Genomic DNA, 15,784 nt, shown 5'->3' with positions numbered 1-15,784 from the left:
ACGGCCGGTTTCCGCCGCAGTCCCCTCAGGGGACGGCCGGCGGAGGCCGGCCGTAGCCGTTTCCGGATGGATTTTGCTGCCGGTGCGTGACCGGGGGGACATCGTGCCTGATCAGGGGCCCGCCCCACCTAAGTAAGCAACCTTAGTAGTTTCTTGTTTTTGATTCTGCGCCCTACTAGCTTGGAACTGTGGCCAGCCATTGAATGACCGGCGGAACTGCCGGACTGAAGGAGAATGACAGAGTGGAAACCTTGCAGGAAAGCGTGGACGTCGAGGTACCAGTCAGCACCGCCTACAACCAGTGGACACAGTTCGAATCGTTCCCCCGCTTCATGAAGGGGGTCGAGTCCGTCGAGCAGATCGACGAAACCTCCCTCCATTTCCGCACCAGCGTGGCGGGCGTCAAGCGCGAATACGATGCGCAGATCCTGGAACAGACGCCGGACCGGTGCATCGCCTGGGTCAGCACGGACAAGCCGCGCAACGCCGGCCGGGTCACCTTCGAGAGCCTGGGCGAGGACCTCTGCCGAGTGAACGTGGAACTCGAATGGGAGCCGGAGAGCCTGCTGGAAAGGGCCGGGGCCGCCGCCCACGTTGATGAGCAGCAGGTATCCTCCGACCTGGAGCGGTTCAAGGAGTTCATCGAAACCCGCGGGATCGAGACGGGCGCCTGGCGTGCCGCTGTGGCCCGAGGCGAAGTGGACAGTGGGAGGTAGCCATGCCAGAGAAGAAGAATCCCAGCCTGAAAGATCCCAAACTCTACGAAGAGCTCCGCGGCGAGGGTGCATCGAAACAGAAAGCGGCGCGCGTCTCCAACGCGGCAGCCAATAAAGGATGCTCCGAAGTGGGCCGGAAGGGCGGCAAGTCCGGCGACTACGAAGACTGGACCGTTGATCAGCTCAAGGCGAAAGCCAAAGAAGTCGGCCTCAAGGGGTATTCAGGCAAGAAAAAGAGCGAACTCGTCTCTGCGCTCAGGAATTCCTAGGCGGGTGCACGTGCAGCCGCGCGGCGGGGCGCCCGCCCTTTCAGGCGCCCTTTCGCGCGGTCTTCGCCGTGGACGCGGTCTTCGTGGTGGACTTGGCCGCAGCGCCGCTTTTCGATGCGGTGCCGGTCTTCGACGCCGTCCCGGTCTTCGAAGCCGTGCTGGTCTTCGAAGCCGTGCTGGTCTTCGAAGCCGTGCTGGGTTTAGCAGCAGCGCCCGACTTAGAAGCGGCGGACCTGCTGCGGGTCCCGGAGGTACCGCTCTTGGTAGTCTCGGCGTCGGAATCCCCGTCGGCCTTTTTGGCGGTGCTGGTCCGGCTCCGGCTGCTGGTGGCTCTGCCGCTGGCGCTGCGGCTACCACTGCCACGCTTGGCTGGTTGGGCCGGCTCTTCCTCATCCGATTCGTCTTCAGACGACTCTTGTTTGGCCGCCCCTCCCCCGCGCTTCTTGTCCAGACTGCGCTTCAGGGCCTCCATCAGGTCGATTACTTCGCCGTTGCCGCCCTCGGCCTCGGCACCGAACGTCTCCTCTGTGTCCAGCGCGTCGCCCTTTTCCAGCTTCGCCTCGATGAGCTGTCGAAGCTGTGCCTGGTAGTCGTCGGTGAACTGCTCGGGCTCGAAGTCGGAGGCCATGGACTCCACCAGCGCGGCGGACATCTCACGTTCCTGCGCGGAGATGCGGATGGATGTATCCAGGGCGGGAAACGCTGCTTCCCGGACTTCGTCCGCCCACAGCAGCGCCTGGAGCATCAGGACGTCGTCGCGGATCCGCAAGGCACCCAGCCGTGTCTTGTCCCGCAGTGCGAACTGCACCACGGCCACACGCTCTGTGTCCTCCAGTGCCCTGCGCAGCAGCATGTAGGCTTTGGGCGACTTGGAGTCCGGCTCCAGGTAGTAGCTCTTCTCGAACATGATGGGGTCGAGCTGGTCGGAGGGCACGAACTGCACCACTTCGATCTCGTGGCTGTTCTCCGCGGGGATGGCCTTGAGCTCCTCCTTTGTGAGGATCACCGTCCGGCCGTCGTCCTCGTAGGCCTTCTCAATGTCGGAGTAGTCAACCACCTCGCTGCAGACCTCGCAGCGGCGCTGGTAGCGGATCCGGCCGCCGTCGGCGTTGTGCACCTGATGGAGGCTGATGTCATGGTCCTCGGTGGCGCTGTAGACCTTCACCGGGACGTTGACCAGCCCGAACGCGATGGCGCCTTTCCAGATGGCTCTCATGGGACAAGTCAACAGCACGCAGGCCCGGAGGTGAAGCCCCGTGGCCGGCGGTAAGGAACGCGTCCGGGTCGGCGGCCGCGAATTGACCCTGACGAACCTCGACAAGGTGATGTATCCCGCCACCGGCACCACCAAGGCGGACATCATCGCGTATTACGCCGCTGTGGCCCCGGTGCTGATCCCGGCAGCCAGAAACCGCCCGGCAACCCGCAAGAGGTGGGTGCACGGGGTAGGAACAGAAACCCAGCCCGGTGAGATGTTTTTCCAGAAGAACCTGGACGACTCTGCCCCGGGCTGGGTGCCCCGCGCCGCCATCACCCACAAGACCAACACCAACTACTACCCGCTGGTCAATGATCCGGCCACCCTCACCTGGCTGGCGCAGATCGCCTCGCTGGAGATCCACGTGCCGCAGTGGACGGTGGACTCCCACGGCAGTGCCCTGCCTCCCGACCGGCTGGTCCTGGACCTCGATCCCGGCGAAGGCGCGGGACTGCCCGAATGCGTGGAGGTGGCCAAGCTGGCGCGGACCATCCTGCAGGACGTGGGGCTTGACCCCGTTCCGGTGACCAGCGGCAGCAAGGGGATCCATCTGTACGCTGTCCTGAACGGGACACAGACCTCGGATGAGGTCTCCGCCTTCGCCCGTGAACTGGCCCGGGCCCTGGAGGCCGACCACCCGGACTTGGCCGTCAGCGACATGAAGAAGACCCTCAGGACGGGAAAGGTCCTGGTGGACTGGAGCCAGAACAACGCCGCGAAGACCACCATCGTTCCGTACTCACTCCGCGGGCGCCTGCACCCCACTGTGGCGGCTCCGCGGACCTGGCGGGAGTTGAGTTCGCCGTCGCTGAAGCACCTTGACTACGAGGAGGTCATGCGCCGGGTGGCGGCCGGGAAGGACCCCTTCGCCCCGGTCAGTTCCGCCACCGGGCACCCTGGCCCAGGCCATACCGGCACCGGCCGCCCTGACGGCGCCGGCAACGCGAACACAGCCCACCCGGACCACGCCCCCACTAGAAGCGCCGGACCGCCGGGCGGCGGGCACGCGGATTCCCGGCTGAACAAATACCGCTCCCTGCGTGACCAACGCAAGACACCGGAGCCGTTCACTGCGGAAGAGCACCACGCGGCAAAGGCCAACGGCGTTGCGTCGCAGGCGGGCAAGGAGATCTTCGTCATCCAGGAGCACCATGCCAGCCGGCTCCACTTCGACTTCCGGCTGGAGCATGAGGGCGTGCTTGTCTCCTGGGCGCTTCCAAAGGGCGTGCCGGAGTCGGGGGACAAGAATCACCTGGCGGTACAGACCGAGGACCACCCCATGGACTATGCCGATTTTGAGGGCGACATCCCCAAGGGCGAGTACGGGGCGGGCAGCGTCAGCATCTGGGACAAGGGTGTCTATGAGCTCGAAAAATGGGTGAACGGCAAGGAAGTCATTGCCACACTGACGGGCCGTGAGGGCGGCGGGCTTGGCGGCACCAGGAGGATCGCCCTGATCCATACCGGGAAGGGCCACGGCGAGGAGTCGCAGTGGCTCATCCATCTGATGGACAGGGTCCCGGGAACACGGAAAAAGCCGGGCGGCACCAAGGAAGCGGTGAGATCCAAGGAACCGGCGAGCCCGGCCCGCACGGGCGCTTCCAGCCCGGCGCGCGCAGCTGCTTCCAGGCCGGCAGCACCCCGAAAGGAGACCCTCCAGGAGGACCCAGCCCCCATGCTCGCCTCGGCCGGAACCCCGGCGGACCTGCACGGCAGCGAGTGGCTCTTTGAACTGAAGTGGGACGGGATCCGTGCGCTCGTGGTGGCGGACGGCGATCGAATCAGGCTCCTGAGCCGGAACGGCAACGACATGTCGGCCAGCTATCCCGAATTCACGGACAGAAGCTGCTGGCCCCCGCAGGACTTCATCGCGGACGGCGAGATCTTCGCCGTCGGGCCTTCCGGGCGGCCCGACTTCGGGCTCCTGCAGGGAAGGATGAAGCTGACCAGGCCGGGCGACGTGAAACGGGCCCGTGCCACCATCCCGGTGCGGATGATGCTCTTTGACCTGCTGGCTGACGACGGCGATGACCTCCGCAGGCTGCCCCTGAGGAAGCGGCGGGATCGCCTCGCCGACTTCTTCGAGCCCGGCGGGTGCCCAGTGGAACTGTCGGAGACCCTCGACGAGAAGGTGGAGCACATCCTGGAAAGCGCCCGCGAGCTGGGCCTGGAAGGCGTGATGGCCAAGCGCGCGGACAGCCGTTATGTGAGCGGGCAACGGACGCACACGTGGATCAAGCTCAAGATCGAACAGACGCAGGAAGTGGTAGTGGGCGGCTGGCGTCCGGGCAGGGGCGACCGGTCCAACACCGTGGGGTCCCTGCTGGTGGGCATTCCGGAGGGCAAGAAGCTGCGGTATGTGGGCCGTGTGGGAAGCGGATTCAGCATGCGTGAACTGGAGGAGCTGCGGAAAAAGATGGAGGGGCTGGCGCAGAAGACGTCGCCGTTCGATGATGTTCCGTCAGCGGATGCGGCGGACGCGCGCTGGGTGAACCCCGCCCTGGTGGGTGAGGTGACCTTCGGTGAGTGGACCGGGAGCGGCAAGCTTCGACACCCGGTATGGCGCGGCTGGCGGTTGGACAAGGAACCGGCGGAGGTGGTGCTGGAATCCCCGCCGTCCTGATGAACCAGCCCTGAAGAACCTGCCCGCCAGCCAAAGAGAAACAGCCTGGCGACACCCGATATTGGGCGAAGCCAGGCTGTTTCGTATTGTCAGTTGGTCAGGACGAGTGCGGTATCTGCGGCCGGCCGGTCCGGTGGATTGCCGTCACAGCAGCGCCCTGTCCCGCGCGTCCGGGGCTTGCGCCGTGTTCCTTGGGGTGGCGCCGTTTGCCGTTGCCGTCCGGCCACTGCTTTGCCCCGCCCATGGCCGCGGTGACGGCCAGGGTTTCGGGAGTGGGCAGCGCCGGCCTTTCCATCGATTCCGCCAGATGCGCAGCGACATCCGGCTTGATGCTGCTTCCGTTGTAGGAGTCGGCCATTTGTTCTTCCTTTCCGCGATGAAATGAAGTTGTTCCCCATATTTTGATCCGTGAATCCGCCGTCGCCGGATTGCAAAGAAGCCGGGCTCCCGCGAAGAAGCACTGCGAAGGCAGAAACCTGAAAGGCGGAGTTGGTTGCGGCGGTGAATGCCGGGCACGGCGGCCAACAGCGGACTGGTTGGCAGTGAGCGGGTCAACCGCGAACTGTGGCCGTCATGGCGCGTCCATTACTCGAAGATCAGTGTTCCCATGGCTCCACCTTAGGCAGAATCACGCCGTCCGGGAAGAGACTCAGTACTAGTCGTCGGCCCCGGTCCGGAAGGACCCTTCCCACACCGCCCGGGATCCCGCTTCCCCGATGATCGCCACAGAGGCTACGGCACCGCCGCAGAGCACCAGGGCGACCACGACGGCGACAATCCCCGCGATACGGGACCCGGCGGTGCCCATTCGCCGCCTCATCCCTTCTGCCTGCGAGGTGCCGTAGCGGAACCACAGCCACTGGGCAAGGGCCACGAGGAACACGCCCACCACCCACGGCAGGAGCATCCCGGCGAGCTGCATGTGGGCATTGATCCGCGGTGTGACATCAACACGGTCCAAGAGCCACGCGCCAGCCGCGGACGTAACCGGCACCAGGATCAGAGCCAGCAGGGCGACCAGCGGGGTGACGATTCCCAAACGCCGTCGGGCGGCGGGCCAGAGAAGGCTGAGCAGCGTGCAAAGGGCCGCCAACGGAACGAAGACCACCGTGGCGTGGACGAGCAACACATGCATCGGCAAACCGCTGATCTCGTAGTCCATGGCGAACACCCTGTCTGGAAGTAAAACCGTCTGGAAGTTATGAACGCTCAGTCCTGGCCTCCCCGGTCCACCGTGCCGGGTCCTGAACCTGGATCTAACCAATCAGACGAGTACCGCCGCTGTTCGGTTCAATCAGCACCCCTCCGCCGCCGCTTACACCTGCCCGGCTGGGCCGGAATTGGGGCCCCTGGAGGGCCGGATTGCGCGTGGATTCGGCGCTGATTCGGCGCGGATTAGGACCCGAAGAGCCCTGTTCCAGAAAAAGGTTTGATAACGATCACCCCTGTGGCGGAAAATCCGCAGGATGGCGGGGCCAGATCCGCCAAAACAAATCTGGCTTCAGCGCGGTTTTGCCCCCTAAACCGGGTGATCATACGGCACCGAACTCTCGAAATCCATGGAAATCCCGTAAAATTGAAGGCCTGCCCGGAGCGGGGCAGCTATAAGTCGCAAGCAAATGACCTCCACAGGAGTTGCCCAAATGCCCACAGACCGAAGCACGACCGACTCTTCAGCAGGCGCCAGGAACGCCAGCGGAAACAACCAGGCCGCACCCAAAAGTGCGAAAAAACCAAAGCTGCTCGCGCGGCGCCGGCTCAAGGTATCCGACGTTAACGTCGTAGACCAGCCCATGCTCAAGAAGGCCCTCGGCGGCACCATCGTGGGCAACACCATGGAGTGGTACGACGTCGGCGTGTTCGGCTATCTCATCACCACCATGGGTCCGGTGTTCCTGCCGGAGGCCGACAAGAGCGTGCAGACGCTGTTCCTCCTGGGCACGTTCGCTGCCACCTTCATCGCCCGCCCGCTCGGCGGCGTCGTGTTCGGCTGGCTAGGCGACAAGATCGGCCGCCAGAAGGTCCTCGCGGCCACGCTGATGCTCATGGCGGCGAGCACCTTCGCCGTCGGCCTGCTGCCCGGCTACGCGCAGATTGGCATGTGGGCAGCCGCCCTCCTGGTGGTGCTCAAACTCGTGCAGGGCTTCTCCACCGGCGGCGAATACGCCGGTGCCACCACCTTCGTGAGCGAGTATTCGCCGGACAAGCGCCGCGGCTTTTTCGCCAGCTTCCTGGACATGGGCAGCTACCTCGGCTTCGCCCTGGGTGCCGCGCTGGTGTCCGTGCTGCAGCTGACGCTGGGCCAGGCCGCCATGGAGGACTGGGGCTGGCGCCTGCCGTTCCTGATCGCCGGTCCTTTGGGCCTCATCGCCGTGTACTTCCGAAGCAAGATTGAAGAGTCCCCGCAGTTCCAGGCCACCCTGGACGCTCAGGAGGAACTCGCCAAGGACGCTGCCTCCGGTGATGAGGCCGCGGCAAAGGGCCCGGTGGGCATCGTCAAGGCCTACTGGCGCTCCATCATCGTTGCCATGATCCTCGTGGCGGCGGCCAACACCGCCGGATACGCGCTGACTTCCTACATGCCCACGTACCTCACGGAATCCAAGGGTTACGACCCCGTCCACGGCACGCTGCTCACCATCCCGGTGCTCGTGGTCATGAGCCTTTGCATTCCGCTGACCGGCAAGCTCTCCGACCGCATCGGTCGCCGCCCGGTTCTCTGGATCGGCGCTGTCAGCACCGTGGTCCTGGCTGCCCCGGCGTTCATGCTGATCGGCATTGGCAGCGTCTGGTCAACCCTGGCCGGCCTGTCGCTGATCGCGTTCCCGGTGACCTTCTACGTTGCAAACCTCGCCTCGGCGTTGCCGGCCCAGTTCCCCACGGCCAGCCGCTACGGCGCCATGGGCATTGCCTACAACTTCTCCGTGGCGATCTTCGGCGGCACCACCCCGTTCATCGTGGCTGCCCTCATTAGCGCCACCGGCAACGACATGATGCCTGCCTACTACCTGATGGCCACCTCGGCCGTTGGTGCCGTGGCCATCTACTTCCTCAAGGAATCCGCCCAGCGCCCGCTGCCCGGCTCCATGCCCAGCGTGGACACCCCGGCCGAGGCCCGTGAACTGGTGGCCACCCAGGACGAGAACCCGCTGATCGACCTCGACGAACTGCCGTTCGAGACCGTCGATGAACTGAACAGGTCACAGGATCCGGCCAACGGTCTGGACAAGGAACTCGACGACGAACTGAACAAGGTGCCCGCCCGCACCTGATGCTGCTACAGCCCGCTGCGGCTGAAGGCTGACGCGACTGAAGGCCCGTCCGGCATGACCCTTTCCACGGGGCACGCCCGGCGGGCCTTCGCGCTGCAACGCCGCCCGCGCCGCCAGAGTTGCGCCGCCAGAGTTGCCCAGTCGATGCAGCCTGTTGTCTGTCTCACTTTGTGACGCAGCACGCGGTGAGATCTTTGCTGTAATGCTAATTTCGTAGGATGAAAGGGGTTGGGCCGGTGCAGTCTGTAGTGCACCACCTGCGGCAGCTGCACAGCTTTGGCCCCGCCAACAATGACCATCTTTCGGCATGGCGCGTTGCCATCAGCGTGGCCGTCCCCTCCCTGGTCCTGCTGCTCCTCGGCAGTCCGGAGCTCACCATCTATGCCGTGTTCGGCGCGCTCACCGGCATGTACGGCCGTTCCGAGCCGCACCAGCTCCGGCTCACCCATCAGCTCCAGGCGGCACTGGTTCTGCTGTCCGGGGTGACCGTGGGCGTGGTCCTGTCGGTCAACGGCCTGCACTCCTGGTGGCTCGTGGGCATCGAGGCCCTGCTGGCGGGCGTGGGGTCTGTCTATTCTGACAAGGTGCGCCTGCGGCCCAACGGCCCCTTCTTCGGGATCCTCGCCCTGGGCGCCTGCGCCTCCGTTCCCACCGCCGTGCCCTGGTATGTTGCGCTGCTCATCGCCGGCGGCGCCGCGGCGTTCTCCTTGCTGGTGGGATTCGGCGGCTGGGTCCGCGGCAGGGCCTGGCACCCCGGCGCGGTCCGTCCGGCAGTCCGCCTCCACGGAACTTTCCGGCGCCACGCGGCAATACACGCGGCCCGCTATGTGCTGGCCGTCGGGGCCGCCGGCACCGTTGGCGTCCTGACCGGAAGCGGCCACCCGCACTGGGCGATGGCGGCCGCCGCGGTTCCGCTCGCCGGCGCGGACCTGCCCAGCAGCGTCCACCGCGGCATCCACAGGATGATGGGGACGTTCCTCGGGCTGGTGCTGGTCGCCGTCGTACTTCTACCGGGGCCCTGGGCTCCGCTGCATTTTTTCCCGGGAGCGGAGGCCGCGGTGCTGGCGCTGCTGGTGATCGTCTGCCAGTTCGGCACGGAGCTGTTCATGACCCGGCACTACGGGCTGGCGATGGTCTGGTTCACTCCGGTCATCCTGCTGATGACCCAGCTGGCGGCCCCGGCGGACCCGCAAGTGCTCATCGTCGAACGCGCCGTCGAAACCGTGGTCGGGGCCGGCACCGGAATCCTTGTGGTGGTGCTTATCCGCTCGCGGCGGAACCGACGCCCGGCTCCTGCGGCCGGCGCGGCGGCCCTGCCGTAAACCTGTCCGGCACCACGCGGGCGACGGCGGCCAGCACCTTGTAGCGCTTGGTGGGGATGGAAACAGCTTTCCCGCGCTCATTGTCCGCCAGTGCTTCGCGAACCACCCGGCCCGGCCGCAGCCACGTCCAGCCCGGTGCCACCGACTTGTCCATCCCCATCCGGTCATGGAACTCGGTGTGGACAAAGCCGGGGCAGACGGCGGTCACCTTCACACCGCGGGGCGAGTAGGCGAGGTTCGCCCAGCGGCTGAAGCTGAGCAGCCACGCCTTCGCCGCCGAGTAGGAACCGCGGGGCAGGAAAGCCGCCACGCTGGCAACGTTGATGATCCGGCCGGAACCGCGGGCCAGCATGCCCTGGAGGGCGGCGTGGCTGAGCTCCATGGCCGTCTGCACGTGCAGCCTCAGGTGCTTCTTCTCATCCTCGATCGGGTTCTCGTCGAAGTTGTGCAGCAGCCCGATCCCGGCGTTGTTCACCAACATGTCCACCGGCCGTGAGGGGTCGGAAAGGCGTCCGACGACGGCGGCCACGCCGCCGTCGTCGGTCAGATCCGCGGTCAGCACCTCAGCCGTGGTTCCGTACCGCCTCTGCAGTTCGTCTGCGGTGGCCTGCAGCCGAGCCGTGTCGCGGGCCACGAGCACGAGGTTGTTCCCCTGTTCGGCAAGCTGGCGGGCGAATTCTGCGCCCAGTCCCGCGGTGGCGCCGGTGACGAGGACAGTGGGTCTGGCGGTGTTGGACGTCATGCCAACAGCCTAAGCCCGCCGCACCGCTGATATCAGCCCCGCCGGGTGGGCGGAGTTCAGGCGAAGTTGGCCAGCGGATTCGCTAGCCTGCCCGCCTTCTGCAGGCCCCCGGACGGGTCGGCCAGGTCCAGCATCTGCTGGTTGTTGCGCAGCTGCAGCCGGTTCAGGCAGGACAGCTCGAAATCGGGGGCGAACAGGTCATGGCGGGCAAACTGGTCAGCCAGTTCCGGGTGCTCACCCTGGTAGTCGCGAACCGCTGCCGCCGCCGTGCGCCAGAACTCCTCGCCTCCGAGCACGCCGTCTTCCTCCAGGAGGGCGGCAAGGAAACGGAAGATGCAGTCGAACACATCGGTGAAGATGGACAGGACCTTGTCGCCGTCGGGTATGTCCGCCTTGATCCGGGACACCTCTTCAGGCAGGTCGAGCCTGTCCCCCATCACCACAATCTCCTCGGCGATGTCCTTCATGACGGCGCGGACCGGCACGCCGTTCTCGAGGACCAGGATCACGTTCTCGCCGTGGGGCATGAACGCGAGCTCGTAGCGGTACAGGCAGTGCACCAGCGGCACGAGGTACGCCTCGAAGTACTGCCGCAGCCACGCGCCAGGCGCCAGCCCCGACTGCTCGATCAGCGTGGACACCATGGGTTTGCCGGCGGCGTCGACGTGCAGGAGCGAGGCCATCGTGGCCAGCTGCTGCCCGTCTTTGAGCAGCGGCAGCGGGCTCTCCCGCCACAGCGCGGACAGCATCTTGCGGTACGGCGAGCCCTTCACGGCGGCTGCCTCGTAATAGCCGTTGTGATAGCCAATGGCCGCCACTTCGCGGATCATGGCGAGCCCCCGGCCCTGGAGCGCCTCATCACCGGCGATCAGGTCCTGGAGCCAGTCATTGATCGCCGGCGTTGCCTTCATGTACTCGGGCGACAGCCCGCGCATGAACCCCATGTTGAGGACCGACATGGCCGTCTTCACGTACGTCTTCTCCGGCGCCGTGGTGTTGAAGAACGTGCGGATGGACTGCTGCGCCTGGTAGCTGTCGGCCCCGATCCCGAGGTGGACGATGTGCCGCTGGGCGATCTCGGCCGCGAACGTGACCGTCAGCTTGTTCTCCCACTGCCACGGATGCACCGGCATCAGGAAGTACTCGGCCGGGTCGAGGCCCAGGGCACCGAGCTCGGCGTCGAAGAACGCCAGCGCGCCGGGCCCCAGTTCGGCCTCAAGATGGGCGGCGTAGTCCAGGCCTGCGCTGGAGCTGAAAGCCGCCTTGCTGCGGTGCACCGCGATCCATTCCAGCTGCACCGGGGCTCCTGCCTCCGGAGCGAAGGCACGGTAGTCACCGATTCCGAAGCCCAGCCGGCCGTTGTTGGCCACAAAGCACGGATGCCCCTCGGTCATGCTGCGTTCGATCGTCTGGAAGTCCGTGGCAACGTCCGCTCCGCGGGTCACGCCGGCCGCCAGTTCGGCCGACGACGGCTGGCCCACCCATTGCTTGAATGCGTGGCTGGAGAGCGTGCTGCTGATCTCCTCAAGGTAGACCGGGAGCATCTCCTGGCGGATGCCGAGGGTGCCGGAGAACTCGGTGATGAATCGCAGCGCGTCCAGCGGGGCGTCCTGGCCACCGCGGCTGCAGGTAATGGAAGCCGCGTCGACCGACCAGTGGTCCAGCTGCAGGATCCGGGCGGAAAAACGGTATTCAACGGTGGCGTCATCGCTCCGGACCCGGTACCCGAAGCTGCCGTACCCGGAACTGTCACGGTTATTGTCACGGTCAATGACCCGTTCCGGAACCAGGATCCGCTCGTGCGAGAACTCGGCGAGCGCCTTGCGGACAAGGTGCCGGTTGGCCGCCGCCCAGCGTTCAGGCGTGAGGTGGACTGCCGAATTTCCGGCGGTGACGGCAGTTTCAAGTTCAATGGTGGTCACAGTGATGCTCCCTGGTTGATCGCGGTGGAGGAACGGGCGGCGCGTGCGGAGTGGAATGACTCGCGCGTGCAGAAACTCAGGAGGGCCTGCTTGGCCGGCAGGGTCACCTCGCCGGCGGGCCCAAAGCCCAGCCGCGCGTTGAGGACGTGGATTTTGGCGTTGCGGGCGTCGGGCTCCACCACCACGCGCTCCACGCCGGGCTTTTGGAAGAGCCGGTCCAGGACGGACTCCATGACGTCGGCCGTGAACCCGCTGCGCGGCATCCCTTGCGGCGGAGCAACCAGCAGGTGCATGCCGATGTCACCGGGCTGGACTGCGTAGACGCCGTTGAGCGGTGACGACCCCGGCAGGTATTCCTCCATCAGGAAGGCGGGAACGCCGTCGTCGATCCCCAGCAGCGCGTGGTGATGTCCGCTGGACTGGATTTTGGAATACTCCTCCACGACGTCCTCGACCGTCGCGTTCAGCATTCCCCAGAAGGAGGCGTACTGGCGGGTGACCCAGCTGTGGACGAGTGGCGCGTCGGCAACCGCGTCGAGACACCGGAAGGTGAAGCTCATGCCGGCACCTGCGTGTTCGTGGATACTCCGGCAGGCACAGCGGAACCGGCCGCAGCCTCCGAGGGCGCACCGAACTCCTGGAAAGCGATGCTGCGCTCCACCGGATAGACCTCGCAGCCCAGGATTTCCCGGAGGATGCACGAGTTACGGTAGGCGGCCATGCCGAGGTCCGGCGTGACGAAGCCGTGGGTGTGGAGTTCCGCGTTCTGCACGAAGATTTCGCCGGGGTGGACGCCGGTGCCGTAGTTGCGCTGCACGGCGAACCTTCCAGCGCCGTCCCGGGCAATGCGCTCCTGCACCCCGGCCAGGAACGCCGGCTCCCGGTACGCGTATCCGGTGGCCAGGACCACCGCCTCCGTCGCCAGCGAATAGTCGGTGCCCTGCTCCCCGTGGGACAGCCCCAGGGTGTGGGACCCGGTGGAGGCGTTCCAGGCGGCACCCGTCACGGTCGAATGCGTGAGCAGCCGGGTGTCCACCATGCCGGAGAGGCTCTTGGTGTACAGGAGGTCGTAGATCGAATCGATGAGCTCCGAATTGATGCCCTTGTAAAGGTTCTTCTGGCTCCTGATCACGGAGTCGCGCCGGTCCTGCGGGAGCCCGTGGAAATAGTCGACGTACTCCGGCGAGGTCATCTCCAGGGTGAGCTTGGTGTATTCCAGCGGGAAGAACCTGCCCGAGCGCGTGACCCAGTTGAGCTGGTACCCGTGCACATCGATGTCCTGAAGCAGTTCGTAGTAGATCTCCGCCGCGCTTTGCCCGCTGCCCACGATGGTGATGCTTCGCCGCTGCTGGAGTTCGCTCTTGCGCGCCAAGTATTCCGCGTTGTGGAGAACCGGTCCCCCGGCCCCCATAATCCCGCGGCATGCCTCCGGTACGTACGGAGATGTTCCCGTGCCAAGCACCAGGCGGCGCGCACGAAGCACCTCCGGCCCGGCCGGGCCGTCCACGGCAAGCGTGTACACGCCGTCGTCGTACGTCACCTCGGTGACATTCGCGCCAAACCGGACCGAATGCAACTGGCCCGCGACCCACTGGCAGTACTGGTTGTACTCGGCCCGCAGCGGGTAGAAGTTTTCGCGGATGTAGAAGCGGTAGAGCCGCCCGGTCTCCTTGAGGAAGTTCAGGAACGAGTAGGGTGAGGTCGGATCCGCCAGCGTCACGAGGTCCGCCATGAACGGCACCTGCAGATGCGCCGGCTCCAGCATCATGCCGGGGTGCCAGTCGAACGAGTCGCGGCGTTCGAGGAAGACGCCATCCAGGCCGTCGATGGGTTCACTCAAGGCCGCGAGCCCAAGGTTGAAGGGCCCGACGCCGATCCCGGCGAAGTCGTAAACGCGGGCTTTGCTTGAGGTACTCATGCGGGTGCCTCCGTGTTCGCGTCGGAGCCGGCGAGCAGTCTCTCGCCCGACTTTCGAAGCAGGGCGATGATCTCGCCGATGTCCTCGAGCGTTGCCTCGGCGTTGAGGAGCGTGAACTTCAGGTAGTGCCGTCCGGCCACCTTGGTGCCCGCCACGACAGCCTGTCCGGACGCGAACACGGCCGCGCGGATGGCCGGATTCAGTTCATCGGCCGCGTCCTCGGACAGCCGCGTCCCATCCGTCAGGACGGGACGGTACCGGAAAACCAGCGTGCTCAGCTGTGGTTCGGCCGCCAGCTCGAAGTCATTGTCGCCGGCAAGTACCGAGCCCACGCGGGCCGCCAGGTCGATCGCCTCGTCGAGCAGCGCGCCCACGGCATCGGCGCCCATGATCCGGAGCGTAAGCCACAGCTTGAGGGCGTCGAACCGGCGCGTGGTCTGGATGCTCTTGTCCACTTGGTTGGGGATCTCGGCGCGGGCCGCGGTTTCCGGGTTGAGGTAGTCGGCGTAGTAGGTGACGTGGCGCAGCACTGCACCATCGCGGACCAGCAGTGCGCTGGAGCTGACCGGCTGGAAGAAGGTCTTGTGGAAGTCCACCGTGACGGAGTCCGCCAGCCGGATGCCGTCCAGGAGATGGCGGTGGCGGTTGGAGACCATCAGCCCGCCGCCGTACGCGGCGTCCACATGGAACCAGGCGCCGTAGGCTCCCGCCAGGGCGGCGAGGTCGGCCAGCGGATCCACGGCGCCGAAGTCCGTGGTCCCGGCCGTGCCCACCACCGCCATGGGAATCAGGCCGCCATCGTGGGCAGTAGCCAGCGCGCTGGCCAGGGCTGCCGGATCCATCCGGTGGTCTGCCGCGCAGGGTACGGATACGACGGCATCGAAACCCAGTCCCAGCATGGAGGCCGACTTCTGGATGCTGAAGTGGCTGTCCACCGACGTGAAGATGCGCAGCTTCTCCAGCAGCAGCGGCAGGCGGAGCCCCTCGTTCGCCGGATCCTGCCGCAGCCTGGCCACCGCATGGTTGCGGGCAATGAGCAGTGCCTGCAGGTTGGACTGGCTGCCCCCGGATGTGAAGACGCCGTCGGCCTCATTCCCCAGTCCGAGCCGCTCTGCCGTCCAGTCGATGAGGCGGCGCTCGATCATGGTGGCGCCGACGCTCTGGTCCCACGTGTCCATGGACGAGTTCACGGCCGAGAGCACTGCCTCGCCCACGAGGGCGGGAATGACCACCGGGCAGTTCAGGTGCGCGGCGTACTTCGCATCATGGAAGTACACGGCGTCCCGCAGGTAGGTGTGCTGCAGTTCCTCGAGGGCAGCCGCGGTATCCGGCAGCGGCTGCTCCAGGTCCACCGCGGCCACGCGGCGCTTCATCTCGGCCGGACCGACGCCGGTGAACGGCTGCGAGGTCCGCTCGAGTTTGGTGGCCACGGCGTTGACGCCCTGCAGCACCTGGGCCACGTAGCGCGGGGCATTCCGGGCGTTGAACAGCTGGTTGCTGGCGGCGAGGGCGAGTTCGACGCCGGACCCGAAGTCCAGGCTGGAAGCAGCCGGGCCGGCGTCGTGGGCGTACGGGTTTTGGGCATCAACTCCGGTGGCGGCCTCCAAGTCGGCGCATGGCTCGTCCACGTCGGGCAGCAGCGTCATAGTTCATCCTTTTTTCGGTGGGATATGCACCCGGCACCAGCACGGGCACCAAGCAAGGCCAGCCTTACTTAGGTAAACCTTTTAGTCAAACTTCCG

Annotated in this window: 13 protein-coding genes; 5 read left to right on the top strand and 8 right to left on the bottom strand. The window is 66.0% G+C overall.

Annotation, left to right across the window (positions count from 1 at the left end; translation table 11 throughout):
* Positions 1 to 242: 242 nt before the first annotated feature.
* Both ACHMXB_RS19500 and ACHMXB_RS19495 read left to right on the top strand, forming a co-directional pair.
* Complete coding sequence (locus tag ACHMXB_RS19500) at positions 243 to 716, top strand: SRPBCC family protein (protein WP_395401105.1); 474 nt, start codon at positions 243 to 245, stop codon at positions 714 to 716.
* Between the two features lie 2 nt (positions 717 to 718).
* On the top strand, positions 719 to 985 hold the full coding sequence (locus ACHMXB_RS19495) for a Rho termination factor N-terminal domain-containing protein (RefSeq protein ID WP_395401103.1): 267 nt from the start codon (positions 719 to 721) through the stop codon (positions 983 to 985).
* Positions 986 to 1,025: 40 nt separating this feature from the next.
* Here the strand turns inward: ACHMXB_RS19495 and ACHMXB_RS19490 are convergent, their stop codons facing one another.
* On the bottom strand, positions 1,026 to 2,201 hold the full coding sequence (locus ACHMXB_RS19490; RefSeq protein WP_395401101.1) for a Ku protein: 1,176 nt from the start codon (positions 2,199 to 2,201) through the stop codon (positions 1,026 to 1,028).
* A 40-nt stretch (positions 2,202 to 2,241) separates the two neighbouring features.
* Here ACHMXB_RS19490 and ACHMXB_RS19485 point away from each other — a divergent pair, with 40 nt between their 5' ends.
* Entirely contained in the window at positions 2,242 to 4,866 is a 2,625-nt protein-coding gene (locus tag ACHMXB_RS19485; RefSeq protein WP_395401099.1) for an ATP-dependent DNA ligase, read from the top strand.
* A gap of 97 nt (positions 4,867 to 4,963) precedes the next feature.
* Here the strand turns inward: ACHMXB_RS19485 and ACHMXB_RS19480 are convergent, their stop codons facing one another.
* Complete coding sequence (locus ACHMXB_RS19480) at positions 4,964 to 5,224, bottom strand: hypothetical protein (protein ID WP_395401097.1); 261 nt, start codon at positions 5,222 to 5,224, stop codon at positions 4,964 to 4,966.
* 297 nt (positions 5,225 to 5,521) lie between these two features.
* Positions 5,522 to 6,028 carry a hypothetical protein gene (locus tag ACHMXB_RS19475; protein WP_395401095.1) on the bottom strand — a complete coding sequence of 169 codons (507 nt, stop codon included), beginning with the start codon at positions 6,026 to 6,028 and terminating at the stop codon, positions 5,522 to 5,524.
* A 481-nt stretch (positions 6,029 to 6,509) separates the two neighbouring features.
* Here ACHMXB_RS19475 and ACHMXB_RS19470 point away from each other — a divergent pair, with 481 nt between their 5' ends.
* Both ACHMXB_RS19470 and ACHMXB_RS19465 read left to right on the top strand, forming a co-directional pair.
* Positions 6,510 to 8,138, top strand: coding sequence for an MFS transporter (locus tag ACHMXB_RS19470; RefSeq protein WP_395401093.1), 1,629 nt, complete (start codon positions 6,510 to 6,512; stop codon positions 8,136 to 8,138).
* A 236-nt stretch (positions 8,139 to 8,374) separates the two neighbouring features.
* Positions 8,375 to 9,460 (top strand): FUSC family protein, encoded by a 1,086-nt coding sequence (locus tag ACHMXB_RS19465; RefSeq protein WP_395401091.1) that lies wholly within the window; start codon positions 8,375 to 8,377, stop codon positions 9,458 to 9,460.
* Here the strand turns inward: ACHMXB_RS19465 and ACHMXB_RS19460 are convergent.
* The 5 genes from ACHMXB_RS19460 to ACHMXB_RS19440 are packed head-to-tail and all read right to left on the bottom strand — an operon-like array spanning position 9,399 to position 15,688.
* Positions 9,399 to 10,202: an SDR family NAD(P)-dependent oxidoreductase gene (locus tag ACHMXB_RS19460; protein ID WP_395401089.1), complete on the bottom strand. Its 804-nt coding sequence runs from the start codon at positions 10,200 to 10,202 to the stop codon at positions 9,399 to 9,401. The genes ACHMXB_RS19465 and ACHMXB_RS19460 overlap by 62 nt on opposite strands.
* A 56-nt stretch (positions 10,203 to 10,258) precedes the next feature.
* Complete coding sequence (locus ACHMXB_RS19455; RefSeq protein ID WP_395401087.1) at positions 10,259 to 12,124, bottom strand: IucA/IucC family protein; 1,866 nt, start codon at positions 12,122 to 12,124, stop codon at positions 10,259 to 10,261.
* Complete coding sequence (locus ACHMXB_RS19450) at positions 12,121 to 12,684, bottom strand: GNAT family N-acetyltransferase (protein ID WP_395401085.1); 564 nt, start codon at positions 12,682 to 12,684, stop codon at positions 12,121 to 12,123. The genes ACHMXB_RS19455 and ACHMXB_RS19450 overlap by 4 nt, the downstream gene beginning before the upstream one ends.
* Complete coding sequence (locus ACHMXB_RS19445; RefSeq protein ID WP_395401083.1) at positions 12,681 to 14,042, bottom strand: lysine N(6)-hydroxylase/L-ornithine N(5)-oxygenase family protein; 1,362 nt, start codon at positions 14,040 to 14,042, stop codon at positions 12,681 to 12,683. The genes ACHMXB_RS19450 and ACHMXB_RS19445 overlap by 4 nt, the downstream gene beginning before the upstream one ends.
* Positions 14,039 to 15,688, bottom strand: a complete 1,650-nt coding sequence (locus ACHMXB_RS19440) for a pyridoxal phosphate-dependent decarboxylase family protein (RefSeq protein WP_395401081.1) — start codon at positions 15,686 to 15,688, stop codon at positions 14,039 to 14,041. The genes ACHMXB_RS19445 and ACHMXB_RS19440 overlap by 4 nt, the downstream gene beginning before the upstream one ends.
* Positions 15,689 to 15,784 lie beyond the last annotated feature (96 nt).

The organism is Arthrobacter sp. UC242_113 (genome assembly GCF_044054585.1).
GTDB lineage: Bacteria > Actinomycetota > Actinomycetes > Actinomycetales > Micrococcaceae > Arthrobacter.
This window is presented reverse-complemented; position numbering and strand designations above follow the sequence as displayed.

Excerpts from the sequence above, each read along its gene's own strand:
- ACHMXB_RS19450 (WP_395401085.1), bottom strand. The coding sequence starts at position 12,684 with ATGAGCTTCACCTTCCGGTGTCTCGACGCGGTTGCCGACGCGCCACTC.
- ACHMXB_RS19495 (WP_395401103.1), top strand. The coding sequence starts at position 719 with ATGCCAGAGAAGAAGAATCCCAGCCTGAAAGATCCCAAACTCTACGAA.
- ACHMXB_RS19480 (WP_395401097.1), bottom strand. The coding sequence starts at position 5,224 with ATGGCCGACTCCTACAACGGAAGCAGCATCAAGCCGGATGTCGCTGCG.
- ACHMXB_RS19475 (WP_395401095.1), bottom strand. The coding sequence starts at position 6,028 with ATGGACTACGAGATCAGCGGTTTGCCGATGCATGTGTTGCTCGTCCAC.
- ACHMXB_RS19460 (WP_395401089.1), bottom strand. The coding sequence starts at position 10,202 with ATGACGTCCAACACCGCCAGACCCACTGTCCTCGTCACCGGCGCCACC.
- ACHMXB_RS19445 (WP_395401083.1), bottom strand. The coding sequence starts at position 14,042 with ATGAGTACCTCAAGCAAAGCCCGCGTTTACGACTTCGCCGGGATCGGC.
- ACHMXB_RS19490 (WP_395401101.1), bottom strand. The coding sequence starts at position 2,201 with ATGAGAGCCATCTGGAAAGGCGCCATCGCGTTCGGGCTGGTCAACGTC.
- ACHMXB_RS19440 (WP_395401081.1), bottom strand. The coding sequence starts at position 15,688 with ATGACGCTGCTGCCCGACGTGGACGAGCCATGCGCCGACTTGGAGGCC.
- ACHMXB_RS19470 (WP_395401093.1), top strand. The coding sequence starts at position 6,510 with ATGCCCACAGACCGAAGCACGACCGACTCTTCAGCAGGCGCCAGGAAC.